12 protein-coding genes and 1 pseudogene are annotated in these 12,457 nt (G+C 60.0%); 8 read left to right on the top strand and 5 right to left on the bottom strand.

Going from position 1 to position 12,457, the window contains the following annotated elements:
* Nucleotides 1-278: 278 nt before the first annotated feature.
* Complete coding sequence (locus FJ970_RS31685; RefSeq protein WP_140764346.1) at nucleotides 279-515, bottom strand: hypothetical protein; 237 nt, start codon at nucleotides 513-515, stop codon at nucleotides 279-281.
* Nucleotides 516-834: 319 nt separating this feature from the next.
* On the bottom strand, nucleotides 835-1,263 hold the full coding sequence (locus FJ970_RS31680) for an Rrf2 family transcriptional regulator (protein ID WP_140764349.1): 429 nt from the start codon (nucleotides 1,261-1,263) through the stop codon (nucleotides 835-837).
* A gap of 245 nt (nucleotides 1,264-1,508) precedes the next feature.
* On the opposite strand from FJ970_RS31680, the gene FJ970_RS31675 reads away from it, so the two are divergent.
* The 8 genes and pseudogenes from FJ970_RS31675 to FJ970_RS31640 all read left to right on the top strand — a co-directional run bounded on the left by FJ970_RS31675 (nucleotide 1,509) and on the right by FJ970_RS31640 (nucleotide 9,748).
* Nucleotides 1,509-1,766 carry a DUF2249 domain-containing protein gene (locus FJ970_RS31675; protein WP_140764352.1) on the top strand — a complete coding sequence of 86 codons (258 nt, stop codon included), beginning with the start codon at nucleotides 1,509-1,511 and terminating at the stop codon, nucleotides 1,764-1,766.
* Between the two features lie 60 nt (nucleotides 1,767-1,826).
* Nucleotides 1,827-2,165: a metal-sulfur cluster assembly factor gene (locus FJ970_RS31670; RefSeq protein WP_140764355.1), complete on the top strand. Its 339-nt coding sequence runs from the start codon at nucleotides 1,827-1,829 to the stop codon at nucleotides 2,163-2,165.
* Nucleotides 2,166-2,464: 299 nt separating this feature from the next.
* Nucleotides 2,465-2,965, top strand: coding sequence for an SRPBCC family protein (locus FJ970_RS31665; protein WP_140764358.1), 501 nt, complete (start codon nucleotides 2,465-2,467; stop codon nucleotides 2,963-2,965).
* Between the two features lie 349 nt (nucleotides 2,966-3,314).
* Nucleotides 3,315-4,499, top strand: a complete 1,185-nt coding sequence (locus tag FJ970_RS31660; protein WP_140764361.1) for an NnrS family protein — start codon at nucleotides 3,315-3,317, stop codon at nucleotides 4,497-4,499.
* A 144-nt stretch (nucleotides 4,500-4,643) separates the two neighbouring features.
* Nucleotides 4,644-6,048: pseudogene (locus tag FJ970_RS31655) on the top strand (IS701 family transposase).
* A 123-nt stretch (nucleotides 6,049-6,171) separates the two neighbouring features.
* Entirely contained in the window at nucleotides 6,172-6,642 is a 471-nt protein-coding gene (locus tag FJ970_RS31650) for a (2Fe-2S)-binding protein (protein ID WP_140763189.1), read from the top strand.
* Complete coding sequence (locus FJ970_RS31645; protein ID WP_140763186.1) at nucleotides 6,639-7,505, top strand: FAD binding domain-containing protein; 867 nt, start codon at nucleotides 6,639-6,641, stop codon at nucleotides 7,503-7,505. Before FJ970_RS31650 ends, FJ970_RS31645 begins: the two co-directional genes overlap by 4 nt.
* Nucleotides 7,502-9,748 (top strand): xanthine dehydrogenase family protein molybdopterin-binding subunit, encoded by a 2,247-nt coding sequence (locus FJ970_RS31640; protein WP_140763183.1) that lies wholly within the window; start codon nucleotides 7,502-7,504, stop codon nucleotides 9,746-9,748. The genes FJ970_RS31645 and FJ970_RS31640 overlap by 4 nt, the downstream gene beginning before the upstream one ends.
* A 548-nt stretch (nucleotides 9,749-10,296) precedes the next feature.
* Here the strand turns inward: FJ970_RS31640 and FJ970_RS31635 are convergent.
* From FJ970_RS31635 to ubiV, 3 genes are all read right to left on the bottom strand, one after another.
* Entirely contained in the window at nucleotides 10,297-10,839 is a 543-nt protein-coding gene (locus FJ970_RS31635; protein ID WP_140763180.1) for a transposase, read from the bottom strand.
* 184 nt (nucleotides 10,840-11,023) lie between these two features.
* A complete protein-coding gene (mog, locus tag FJ970_RS31630; RefSeq protein WP_140763209.1) occupies nucleotides 11,024-11,530 on the bottom strand; it encodes a molybdopterin adenylyltransferase in 507 nt (168 codons plus the stop codon).
* Between the two features lie 25 nt (nucleotides 11,531-11,555).
* Nucleotides 11,556-12,455, bottom strand: a complete 900-nt coding sequence (gene ubiV / locus FJ970_RS31625) for a ubiquinone anaerobic biosynthesis protein UbiV (RefSeq protein WP_140763177.1) — start codon at nucleotides 12,453-12,455, stop codon at nucleotides 11,556-11,558.
* Nucleotides 12,456-12,457: the final 2 nt, after the last annotated feature.

Here is a 12,457-nt window from a genome sequence, read left to right as displayed (position 1 = left end):
CGCCTCTAGGCCGGCCTTCGGCGCAGGTTGTGTGCGAAGGCATCGACCTCGAGCGGCTTTGTCGGCCGAAGAGCATCGAACCGCCGACTCCGGGCTCCGCGCTGGCGCTGAACGGCAAAGGCGCAGGGCCATCTCACAAGATACAGTTGTCGGTGACGACGTACGGCCATGCTGTAAACCTTTAGGCGGAATGCTGCGCTGGCCAGGTCCGCATGGGATCGAGAACCTTCCGCGGGTTGCTCCGATTCCACCGTTGCCCCGCTCGATCATCGGGTTCTTCAGCCGGCCAGCGCCACCGGACTTGCCGCGCTCGCAGCCTCGGCCCGAGCCCCGGCAAGGGCCATCCAGTCGCGATAGAGGCCTTGGTCCTCCTTCGAAAAGGAGAGACGGCGCTTCATGTCGTCGAAGGTTTCACCGGGATGATTCCTGTCGTATTCCTCTCGAACCAAGGATTCGAGATGGGCCAGCTCGGCCTCGTTGGTGGGCCGGATGAAATCGTGCGAATTGCTCACCATGATTGTCCCCTTTCGGTCAATTCGACGTCCAACGCTGCCTGGCATCTATCCTGCTCCAGCGCCCAGGTGACGCAGGCGGGGCAGTTGACCCCGCATCGCTCGATGGCCGAAAAGATCAGGCCAAGTCGCTCCTGACGTGACAGAGCCGCCGTTGGCAGTGCGCGGACTTGCATCGGGGCGCGCAGCGCGCGCAGTACGGCAATTGACAAATTGATCACCAAGGTCCGCACTCCAAAAGATATACATATAATGTATCTTTTATCGAACGAATCGGCAAGTGAAAGCGGATGCGACGAGGTGAAGCGGTCGCCGGCAACCGTTATGCCGCCGGCTGGATGCCGAAATCCTCGGGATTGAGCAGAAGGTCGGCCAAGGTGTAACGATCGAGCGTTTCCGAAAAGGCGGCGAGTGCCTCCTTCAGCATGCCGCGCAGGCGGCAACGCGGCGTGATAAGGCAGCTGTTGTCGCTCCTGAAGCATTCGACTAGCGCGAAATCTGGCTCCGTTTCCCGCAGCACGTCGCCGAGCCGGATCCGTTCCGGAGGCCTGGCGAGCGCCAGGCCTCCGGAGCGGCCGCGCACCGCCTTCAGGAAACCGGCGCGCGTCAGTTGATTGGCCACCTTCATCAGGTGAGCGCGCGAAATGCCGTAAACTTGAGCGGTTTCTTCGATGGTGATCAGTCGGTCGCCCTTGGCTGCCGCATACATAAGCAAGCGCAAGGAATAGTCGGAAAAATCCGTCAGCCGCATTCAAGAACCTCCTGGCGGAACCCCATACGCTGTCCCGACGATCCAACGGCATAAAGATGTGCCGCAGAGGTATGTTTTGCAACCCTGTTCAGCGTGATCGGAGAGTGGGTGTAAAACATATATTGACAATGTATCTTTTAGCAGTGACTGTCTCGCCCGGGACGCAACGCAAATTGTCCTCCTGCCGCGGCGGCCCGCTATGGACCGGAATCCGCCCTCGTCACTGCAATCGAAGGAAACAATCAATGGCGCACACGACAGACACAGAGATCAACGAAATAGATGTCCGCACCCTGGTGCCCATGCAAAGGCACCAGAAGATCTTCGAGCTTGTCGATCAGCTTGTGCCAGGCGGAAAGTTCGTCCTGATCAACGACCATGACCCCAAGCCCCTCTACTATCAGCTCGAGGCGGAACATCCGCAGCAGTTCTCTTGGACCTATCTGGAAAGGGGGCCGGTGGTCTGGCGCGTCGAGATCGGCAGACTTTTGAAGGCGGCCTGAGACGGGCATCGAGGCGAAACGTGCCGTTCGCCGCGCGGGCGGCACGTCGGAGGCCGAGGTATGATGATCGCAACGGAATCGCAACTGGACGACGAGAAGGTCAAGGAAGCGCTTCGCCTCGTGATCGATCCGGAGCTCGGCCACAACATCGTCGACTTGGGGCTGATCTACGCCGTCCTGGTCAACGACGGCGGAGTAGTCAATATCGTGATGACCACCACGACACGTGGCTGCCCTGCCACCAACTATCTGAAGGAGGGGGCACGCGATGCCGCCTTGGACGTTCCGGGTGTCGAATTCGTCGACGTCATCCTGACTTATGAGCCGCCTTGGTCGCCACAGAAGATGAGCGCGGCCGCCAAACAGCACCTTGGCATTGTAGACAGCGAGGAGTGGTGACATGGCCGCCGGCCGGACCAGCGCAACCGAGCGCGACGTTGCGCATCCTCGCGGTGACTGTAATGAGCTGGCCGGACTGGCGGACCTCCTGGTCCAAGTCTCGAGCTACTGGCGAAGTCTGGACAAACGGATGCCGCCTGCCGCTCGGCCGGCAGGGCCTGTGCCGTTCTTCGCCAAGCCAAGCCCGCCCAATGGCTTAAATTCAATGCGCTGCTGCACAGGTTGAGCAGATAGGTTCGTTGGAGCGAAGGGTGGAGGTGTTCAACGCCGCCGGCGAAATTTAGCAACAGGGGAGTTCAATGAGTGAAAGTGGCGTTCAGGTAGGCCAAATCAGGCACGTGGGCGATGGTTTTGAAGCGCGGCTCGATCGGCATATCGGACATGATAGAAATGTTATTTGGCATATGCTTACCGCGCCGCGGGCGCTTGCGCAGTGGCTCGCGCCCGGCTCCATCGAGCTACGGGCTGGTGGCGTGGTTCATATCGACTTTGCAGAAAGCGGGCGGACGATCAAGAGCACCGTGCTTCAACTGGATCCGCCGCGACTGCTCGAGTACTCATGGAGCAGCGACGATGAGACGATGCGCCCGCTGCGTTGGGAGCTGAACGCGACTGCGGACGGAACACACCTGCTGATGGTTCTGCGGCTGCCCAAGGGAGAAGATATCGCAAAGGCATGTGCTGGCTTTGATGCCCATCTTGAGATGCTGGCCGCGGCGCTTGAGGGGGTCCCGATTGGCTTTCCCGTTGACTATTTTCTCAAGGCGAGGCGCGCCTACCAGGACCTAATGCTGGAGTAAGATGACATCGACTCCACGCATCCGTCATTTCCCATCATGCAGGTCCACTCACGATAAGCTTCGTGCTTTTGCCTCCCGGATTGCTGCGGATCAGCTCTCCGACGTTGGCCGAATTATCAGTCCGAAGCCGGAGAGGGTTCGAGATGGTCATTTTCCAGCTGCCACAATGTCACCGATGGGCAATCGGCAGGAAGCCTGCCGCGCTTGGGTTTTTCGATCGCCGAATTGTTTGCGCTGCGGCAAAGTTTGCGATTGATGGCGAAGCTACAAACTATCGCATCAGCACTCAGTACTGAAGAAGCGCGTCTGCCTCGAAAGCCGCCCTTCGCACGACCCTTGGAGGCGCGGCATGGCAATCCCACGGACACAGCAGGGAAGATATCCGGCGATACTTTCCTACGGTTTCAGGCCATTCTTCCTGCTCGGCTCATTCTACGCGGGCGGCGCGGTTCTGTTCTGGCTGCCGCTGTTCTATGGCCGGCTGGCGACCTTGAGCACCTTCGTGCCCGTGGACTGGCACATTCACGAAATGCTGTTCGGCTACCTCGCGGCCATCGTGACCGGTTTCCTGCTGACGGCGATTCCGAACTGGACCGGAAGGCTGCCCGTGCAGGGGGTCCCTCTGCTGGCGCTCGTCGTTGCCTGGCTTGCCGGACGGATTGCGGTATTCTTCTCGGCGCTGATCGGCTGGCAGGCTGCCGCGGCGCTGGATTGCACGTTCCTGCTTGCGGTCATTACTGCCGCTGGCATCGAAATCGTCGCCGGTCGGAACTGGCGGAACCTGAAGGTACTGGCGCCGGTAACAGTCCTCTTTGCTTCGAACGTGGCGTTTCATATCGAAGCGCATCTCAACGGCATTTCGGACATAAGCCGCCGGCTCGCGATTGGCGCCGCAATCGTCCTAATCATGATCGTTGGTGGACGTATCATCCCGAGTTTCACCCGCAACTGGCTGGTACGCGAGAATCCGGGGCGTCTGCCGGCCCCGTTCGGCCGGTTCGATACGTTGACCATCCTGGTTTCGGCAATCGCACTCGCGGCTTGGACTTTCTCTCCCATGGAGACGGGGACCGGTCTGCTGCTGATTGCGGCCGCAGCGCTCAACGCGATACGGCTCCTCCGTTGGGCTGGAGACCGCACCTTGCGCGATCCGCTGGTACTGATACTGCATCTCGCCTTCGTTTTCGTGCCCGCCGGCCTTCTGCTGTGCGGTTTGTCTGCCATTACTCCGGCGATGGTCCCGTCAGCTGCGGGCGCGCACGCTTTCGGGGTTGGTGCGGTTGCCTGCATGACCCTCGCAATCATGAGCCGCTCTACCTTGGGGCACACGGGGCGCGCATTACAGGCGACTTCCGGAACGTGCGCGGTCTATGTGGCAATCTTGCTCGCGGCGGCACTGCGGATCGGCGCGGCGTTTGCCCCGGGTCACGAGGTGCTTGTCTATCTCTCTGGCGCCGCATGGGCAGCCGCTTTCCTGGGCTATGTGATGGTTTTCGGAGGCATGCTCGTTCGCCCGCGGTTGCGCTCGCGTTAGCGGGTTTGGCAAAGCATCCGTCTCTCAAAACATTCTCGTAATTGTTTGCGTTTCGACAAACAGGCCCGCGGATCGGGACACTAGCACTACTTTGGCAGATTTTTAGCGGCGGCGCGTTTTTGGAATTCCCAAGAGAGAGTTTGCGTGATTCATGGGAGGTCGGCTTGTGGAGGGCCGATCAATGGATGTGGACTGGCAAGCCGATCTCGAGCACTGGCTTCAACCGTTTTTGGCAGGTCTTTCGCATCCAGCTCGGCGCCGGATGTGTCCGCTGTACATTGCTGGTCTGATCGGGCCGGGCGACCGTAAGAGCGTACAACCGATGGCCGCGCGCACTGGCGAGGTCGGCTACGATCAGCTTCATCATTTCGTCGCGGCAGGGGTTTGGGACAGCGCCCCGCTCGAGGCCGCCCTGCTGAAGGAGGCAGATCGCCTGGTCGGCGATGAGGCGGGTTTTCTCGTCATCGACGACACAGCGTTACCGAAGAAGGGACAACATTCGGTTGGTGTCGCGCCTCAATACGCTTCGTCGCTTGGCAAGACGTCCAATTGCCAGTCACTGGTGTCGGTGACCCTGGCCTCGCGCGAAGTGCCGGTGATGGTGGGCCTTCGGCTCTTCCTGCCCGACACCTGGACGAATGATCCCGAGCGGATGATGCGGGCGCGCGTCCCGAAGGATCGACAGGTCGCTCTGACAAAGCCGGAGATCGCCATCGAAGAGATCGATCGTATCATCGCCTCCGGCGTGCGTTTCGGCTGCGTGCTTGCCGACGCGGGTTACGGGTCGAGCAGCTCTTTTCGTCAGGCTTTAAGTGAGCGCGGTCTGCTGTGGGCTGTAGGACTATCGCGACGCCAAAACGTCTATCCGGCCGATGTTGATCTGATCTTCCCGGTCGCGACCACCGGCAGGCGCCGCCAATATCATGTCCCAGACCAGCCGCCGGTCTCTGCCGAGGTGATGCTGTCTGGTGAGAGATGGCACAAGATAAGCTGGCGGCGCGGCACTAAAGGTCGGCTGACATGCCTCTTTGCGGCTCGCCGTGTCCGCGTTGCGGATGGTCATAAGCACCGGATGCTCGACAATCGCGTGCAATGCATGCCAGGCGACGAGGTCTGGCTCGTCGGCGAACGCCGGTCGACTGGCGAGCAAAAATACTATGTGTCGAACCTACCGGCCGATGCGAGCCTCAAGATGCTCGCCGCCACGATCAAGGCCAGGTGGGTTTGTGAGCAGGCACATCAGCAATTGAAGGAGGAACTCGGCCTCGACCACTTCGAAGGCCGATCATGGACTGGATTACATCGACATGCCTTGATGACCATGATCGCCTACGCCTTTCTCCAAGCCCGCCGCCTCAAAGCAGCGGGACGAAAAAAAAAAGAGTCGGCGGACCACCGCCACAACCGAGCATGCCAGCTGTTAGACAAGCCATTCTCGACCTCTTCACGCGATCGCCACCCCGCAGATGTCCTCACTGTCAGAAGCTGCCCGCACACGCCCTCAAACCTAAACTGCCAAAGTAGTGCTAGGTTCCACTACCGGGAATGACTGCCGCCATCTCGGTGTTGCCTTCGAGTGGCTAGAAATCCAATCGGCATGACACAATTAGTCTCCGCATCGACGCCTTTGATCGGTGTGCCTTCGGCATAATGGTCATCGGGAGGTTTACGCATGAAGGTGTCGGTAACTGTAAACGGTTCAGCCATCGAGGCCGAAATCTGGCCCCTGCTGCGATTAAGCGGATTTCTGCGAAATGCCCTTGGCTTGGTGGGTCTTAAGGAAGGCTGCTGCGAGGGCGAATGTGGCGCCTGCACCGTGCTTCTGGACCGGAAGCCGGTCAATTCCTGTTTGATGCTCGCTTTCCAGGCCCAGGGGCGCGAGATCCTCACGATAGAAGGGCTCGGAAAGGCTGACCTAAGTGGGCTGCAACAAGCATTTCTGGACACAGGGGCTGTGCAGTGCGGCTATTGCACGCCCGGCATGATCCTCGCTGCCGAAGGCCTGCTGCTCGCCAATCCTTGTCCTGATGAAGCAGAGATCCGCCAAGGCTTGGCAGGCAACATTTGCCGCTGCACGGGGTTCGCGACCATAGTGCAGGCCGTCGCTTCCGAAGCTGCCGCGCGGCAGGGGATGGGGCGATGATTCCGCTGGCCATAGCCGTTCCTGCCGACCTTGCCGAACTGCAGGCAGCAATCGTTTCATGGAGGACTCCTGTGCGTTACCTCGCCGGAGGAACGGACATGTTGATTGCCGGACGCGCGCTGCCGGAAGCCGGCTTGTTGGTCGATATCACGCGTGTCGCGGATATGGCCCTCATTTCCACGGATGGCTCGGACATTTGCATCGGCGCTGCCACCACAGTCGCAGCACTCGCCTCGCATTCCGGGCTCAGGGCAAGATTGCCCGCTCTTTGCGAGGCGGCGGCACAATGCGGCTCTGTCCAGATCCGCAATCGTGCCACTATCGGAGGCAACATCGCCAATGCAGCTCCCGCTGCCGATCTCATGCCTGTGCTGACTGTTGTAGGGGCGCGGCTGAGGCTGATTGGCCAGGACGGTACGCAGAGCGAAATCCCTCTTGGGGATTATTCGCCAGCCCACGGTCTGATCACGGACGTGACGATGCAAGCAGGTGGCCTTCTGCAGCGGAGTGCCTTCGTCAAACTCGGGCCTCGACAGGATTTGGCCATTTCGCGTCTCAACCTCGCGCTGGCGGCCGAGTTCCATGATGGTTGCTTCGGTGCTGTGCGGATAGCGGCCGGTGCGCTGAGCCCCGCTCCGCTGATCTTATCTTTCGCAGCGGCAGCACTCTCTGGCCACAAACTGGAAGTCGCTGTGTTGCGGAACTTCCTGTCTGCACTGACCGCTGAAGTCGACGCCGCGATTCCTGGTCGAAATTCGCAGCTTTACAAGCGTCGCGCCATCGCTGGAGTGGGGCTGGATCTGATTGCGCAGGCGCTGGGATTGAGCCCGCGTGATCGGCTGTTCGAGGAAGCCGTCGAATGAATCAGATCTCCTGCCGCGTGCCGCTAATCGACGGTGTGGAAAAGGTCACCGGAGCGGTACGCTTCACGGCGGATATGGACGTCGATGGGCTGCTGCACTGCGGACTGGTTTTCAGTCCGCGTCCTCACACTCGGATCGCCTACGTGAATGCTCACGCTGCGCTGGCGGTCGAGGGGGTACGAGCTGTCTTCTGGCACGAAAACACACCTGCGCACCATTACAATAGCTCGATCTGGTTTGCGGGGCAGGGCGCGTTGAGGGACGAGCGTATGTTCGCGCCCGTGGCGCGCCATATAGGCGACAGGGTCGCGGCGGTGGTGGCGGACACGGAGGAGATAGCTCGCTATGCGGCACGTCTGATCGCGGTGGAGTACATTGATCTCCCCGCTATATTTGCGCCAGAAGCTGCCCTGACACATGCCGGACACGCGGTGCGAGAAGACGATGTCCCCACCTTCAGGAACCCGGTCGCCGATGAGGTCTTCGTACACGGCAATCCAGAGGCCGGGTTTGCTGCGGCAGATTTGATCGTTGAAGCGCGCATCGCCACTCCGCGCAGCCACCACTGTGCCATAGAGACCCACGCCTGCATCGCCAGACCCGAACCCGACGGTCGTATCCTGCTTCTTTCGCCGTGCCAGAGCGTCTTTGCCGTGCAGGCAGTCGTAGCCCAGGCGCTGAAGTTGCCGCAGGAGAAAATAAGGGTGGTGAAGACCCCCATCGGCGGCTCCTTCGGCGGCAAGGCCGAGCCAATTCTCGATCCCTTGTGCGCCTTCTTTGCGCTGACTCTTGGGCGGCCCGTCATGGTCCGCTATAACCGCCACGAGACCTTTACGGCGACCCGTACCCGGTCAAGCGTGACAGGTTGGATGCGGATCGGGCTCAGCTCTGACGGCCGGATCCTTGCGCGTGACACAGAAGCGCTGGTGGATATCGGCGCCTACTGCACCGGAGGCAACTACCTGCCGAGTTCGATGCTTCAACGGCTCGTTCGGCTATACGACGTCCCTACCGAGCGCTACCGCGGGCGTGCTGTCTATACGAATACGACTCCTTCGGGTGCATTTCGCGGCTACGGGTCGCCGCAAATACATACAGTAGCCGAGATTACCCTCGATATTGCCGCGAGGCGGCTGAAGATGGATCCGGTGGCTCTGCGCCTCATAAATCTCCTTGGTCCTGGCGCGATCGAACCCTTGCAGGGACTTGATGTCGGAAACGCCCGCGGGCGGGACTGCCTTATGCGCGGAGCGGCCGCATTCGACTGGAGCGCACGCCGGCAGACTGGCGCCGGCGCCGGAAGGTGGCGTCGCGGAGTGGGAGTCGCCGCTGCCACGCATATCAACGGCTGCTATCCAGGTTTCCATGAGGAGACCACGGCTACGTTGCGGCTTCTACCTAGCGGGCGAGTTGAACTCGTCTGCGCTCTGCATGATCTCGGTTGCGGTGCCGACACGACACTCGCACAGATCGCTGGGGAGACGTTGGGCCTGCGGGCCAGAGACATCGCCATCGTTCCTGCCGACACTGACACTTGCCCTTATGACCTTGGCACGCGGGCCAGCCGCATGACTTACATCTGCGGCGAAGCGATCCGCCGGGCAGGCGCTGCGCTCGGGATATCTATCAGAATGGCGGCAGTGCTAGAGTTGAACACGCAAGCCGATGAACTGTGGCTGGAGGCGGGGGCGGTGCGCCGCTCTGACGGTTCACGTGTTACGCTGGCGGAACTCGCCAGTCGCATGGTCGGGCGCGGGGCGGAATTGCCTGCGGCAACTGAAACCTACCGTGCTCAAGCTAATCCAGGCTCATACGCCGCGCATTTTGCAGAAGTGGAGGTCGACAGGCTCACAGGCCGCGTACGAGTCAGGGACTATCTTGCCGCCCATGACGTCGGCCGAGCGATCAACCCAATGCTGGTGGAAGGCCAAATCCATGGGGGAATCCAGATCGGTATTGGGTATGCCCTTTACGAGGATGTTGCGGTCGACCCGGTCACTGGCCGGATGCGTGGGGACAGCTTCAGCCGCTATACTTTGGCCAATGCCTCCGAGATGCCGCGGATGCGTGTCCTGCTGATCGAAGAGGGAGAGCCTACCGGTCCGTTCGGCGCCAAGGCCGTAGGCGAGATCGCAACAATTCCGGTTGCAGCGGCGGTAGTCAACGCTGTCAACGATGCATTGGGCATTGAACTGACAGATCTGCCGCTTTCGCCAGAACGAATCCTTGCGTCGATGGGTTGATAGGGCCTCAAATGGGAAACATTGCCCAGCGCTGTACCGACATGTCAATCAATCAGGCTATTGTATTGCTAGGGTTTCGAGAGGCGAAGGTTTTTTTTATCGGAGTCCAGAACGCCGCCGTCGAGGCCAGGCTTATTCACGATCGTAGTTTGATACGGATCTGCGATAGCAGTAAAAAATGGAACGGTCTCGAGAGGGTTGATTTCTTTCGCGACATCGTTCGGTTTTTGGAATGCAGATTGGAATGGTCAATCGTAGGAAATAGGTCGAACTGTTTTGGATTGATCATGTATATTTGTCATAAGAATTTAGAAAATCGCATCGTTGAAGTGGAGGCGATAGATATGTCCCCTGATGACGAAGAGTTGTTGCTCGCACGTGAATATTTTGTCAGAAACGACTAAAGGCCTATCCCGCTAGCTCCGGTTTAATCATATGTCGTGGTTTCGATCGCGTCGGCTTCCCTGCAGTGCTAGGCGGGCCACACCGCCCACGAGCATGTATTCGGCTGGATACGACCGCCAACCGTCGCTGGAGTACCGTGTTGGTCAAGGAAGATTTGGGGACCAATTTCGCTGGTCGCTTAGGAGTGCGTTTGCAAGGATGATGAGCTTTCGCATGATTGCGGTGAGAGCGACCTTTGAGGGTTTGCCGGCGGCTTTCAATTTAGCGTATTTTGCCTTCAGATCAGGATTGAAGCGGATGGCGACGAGGGCGGGCATGTAGAGTGCCCGCCGGACGCTGGTCCGGTCGCCGCGAATGAAGGCGCGGCCGGTCCATTCCGGACTGCCAAGCGACTGGAGCGAGGCTGCCAGGCAAGCAGCCTTGGCGTGGCCGAGCGTGCCGGGTTCGGGCATTTCGACAAGAAGCGCGAAGGCGGTGATTGCCGAGCCCCCCGGCATCGAGTCGAAGCGATGGGAGAGATCGTGATCGGCCTGGATGAGGGCCATGATCTCATTTTCGACAGCAGCCATTTGACGTTCGATCTGCCTGAGCTGCTGGGCATTGTGGCGCTTGAGGATGGGAAGGGTAAGCGCCTTCGCCCGGTTCTTCGCCGCCGTCAGGTTCTTCACCAGCGCCTCGCCCGCCATGTGCAGGTCCTTGAGATGTTGAGTAGCTGACCGCCCAACGGTCGCGCCTCCAGGTCGAGCAGCGCACCCGATATCTTTGCACCTCAAGGGAGTTGGACTACTTGAAGCGACTCGAAGCAGGGGAGCTTAGGCGGCAAGAAGCCACTTGGGTCTCCGATGCTCCAAAGGCCCTGTCGGTTAGAGATCATCCGAAAATCGCCGGATCCGGTATGATTGGCGCTGCTCCGATTAGTTCGAGACAGTAGGGCACGGCAGGAAAGACGGCGTTCAGACACACATCGATCGAGGCTGGCTTGCCCGGCAGATTTATGATCAGCGAACGGCCGCGCACGCCGGCGGTCTGACGCGAAAGAATTGCCGTGCGCGCCTGCTGCAAACTGGCCTGCCTCATGAGTTCCCCAAAACCGAGAAGTTCCTTGGTGATGACCTGCTGCATGGCTTCGGGAGTGAGATCCCGAGGGGAAGGACCGGTTCCTCCCGTTGTAAGGACAAGATCGACACCGCGTCGGTCGCAAAGCTCGACAAGTACATCCCGGACGCTCTCCAATCCGTCAGGAATAACGCGGCGGACGAAATCGCAGGGCGTTGCCAAGGCACGCCGAAGCCAGCACTCGATTGCAGGCCCGCCAAGATCTTCGTATTCGCCGCGGCTTGCACGGTCGGACACCGTGACGATTGCAATCTTAGTCATCCTTTTCGTTCGACCTCTGTCTTCTTCAGATTGACGCCTTTGCTTGCCATCCGGGCTTGGCGTAGACGTATCCATCGACCAGGGTGCCGGGCAGATCGAGACAAGAAAGGATAAAGCGGGCGCCGTCGGAATCCTCTTTCCTGTCGACGAGCGCCCTGTAGGTCTTCGCCACCTCCACCATGTCGCATGTGTGCGGAGACAGGCGGATACGTTGGACTCCCCTGGAGGTGAGATCCGCAGGTTCAGGGCAGAAGGCCTGCAACTGGTTAGAGAGAGTCTGCACGCCGTTGATCGCGAGGAACTGCTGGTCATCGAGCGTGTCGACCGCAAGACCGTCCGGATCTCGTTCGCAGGTAAACTGACACGAATCCTTGTGAAGGCCGTGAATTCGCGCGTGGTAACATCTGCCCGAGAGCGCAAGCGGCAGCCGGCCAAAGGCGAACATCTCGAACTCCGCCTCGGGACATGCGCGCGCCATCTCGCCAATGGCCGCAAGCGACAATTCCACAGGCGGGCATATCGTTCGGGCGCCGCGCTGGATCAGGAATTGCGCGGAAGCCTCATTGTAGACGTTCAGGAAAGGGCCGGTGACGAAGGGCTTGCCGGAGCGCGACGTCAGGGCGGTGACATCGTTGATTTCGATCAGCCTCTCGTCGGCGCAAAGATCCTCGATGCTTTTGCGTTCCCGGACGGTCGCCGGTGCTGCCAGCGTTGACAGAACGACTTCCTTTCCGGCACGCTCCAGCCGCTCGATGATCTCAGGCCATGCGGGATCTGAAAACGGCATCCGCTTTCCGCAGACGACCTCACCGACATGGACCCTGTCGATGGGAGCCTCGTCCGCTATCCTGCGATAGAAATCCGAGAGGAGGTCGGGCGACCAATGGAAGAAGACCGGCCCAAGCGTCAACGCGATTCCGGACACGG

Origin of the sequence: Mesorhizobium sp. B2-1-8, assembly GCF_006442545.2 — a bacterium.
Classification (GTDB): Bacteria; Pseudomonadota; Alphaproteobacteria; order Rhizobiales; family Rhizobiaceae; genus Mesorhizobium.
Note: the sequence above shows the minus strand (reverse complement) of the source record. Positions and strands in the feature narration are given on the sequence as shown.

Bases quoted from the DNA above. Each gene is read 5' to 3' on its own strand.
- FJ970_RS31685 (WP_140764346.1), bottom strand. From the start codon at position 515: ATGGTGAGCAATTCGCACGATTTCATCCGGCCCACCAACGAGGCCGAG.
- FJ970_RS31680 (WP_140764349.1), bottom strand. From the start codon at position 1,263: ATGCGGCTGACGGATTTTTCCGACTATTCCTTGCGCTTGCTTATGTAT.
- FJ970_RS31675 (WP_140764352.1), top strand. From the start codon at position 1,509: ATGGCGCACACGACAGACACAGAGATCAACGAAATAGATGTCCGCACC.
- FJ970_RS31670 (WP_140764355.1), top strand. From the start codon at position 1,827: ATGATGATCGCAACGGAATCGCAACTGGACGACGAGAAGGTCAAGGAA.
- FJ970_RS31665 (WP_140764358.1), top strand. From the start codon at position 2,465: ATGAGTGAAAGTGGCGTTCAGGTAGGCCAAATCAGGCACGTGGGCGAT.
- FJ970_RS31660 (WP_140764361.1), top strand. From the start codon at position 3,315: ATGGCAATCCCACGGACACAGCAGGGAAGATATCCGGCGATACTTTCC.
- FJ970_RS31650 (WP_140763189.1), top strand. From the start codon at position 6,172: ATGAAGGTGTCGGTAACTGTAAACGGTTCAGCCATCGAGGCCGAAATC.
- FJ970_RS31645 (WP_140763186.1), top strand. From the start codon at position 6,639: ATGATTCCGCTGGCCATAGCCGTTCCTGCCGACCTTGCCGAACTGCAG.
- FJ970_RS31640 (WP_140763183.1), top strand. From the start codon at position 7,502: ATGAATCAGATCTCCTGCCGCGTGCCGCTAATCGACGGTGTGGAAAAG.
- FJ970_RS31635 (WP_140763180.1), bottom strand. From the start codon at position 10,839: ATGGCGGGCGAGGCGCTGGTGAAGAACCTGACGGCGGCGAAGAACCGG.
- mog (WP_140763209.1), bottom strand. From the start codon at position 11,530: ATGACTAAGATTGCAATCGTCACGGTGTCCGACCGTGCAAGCCGCGGC.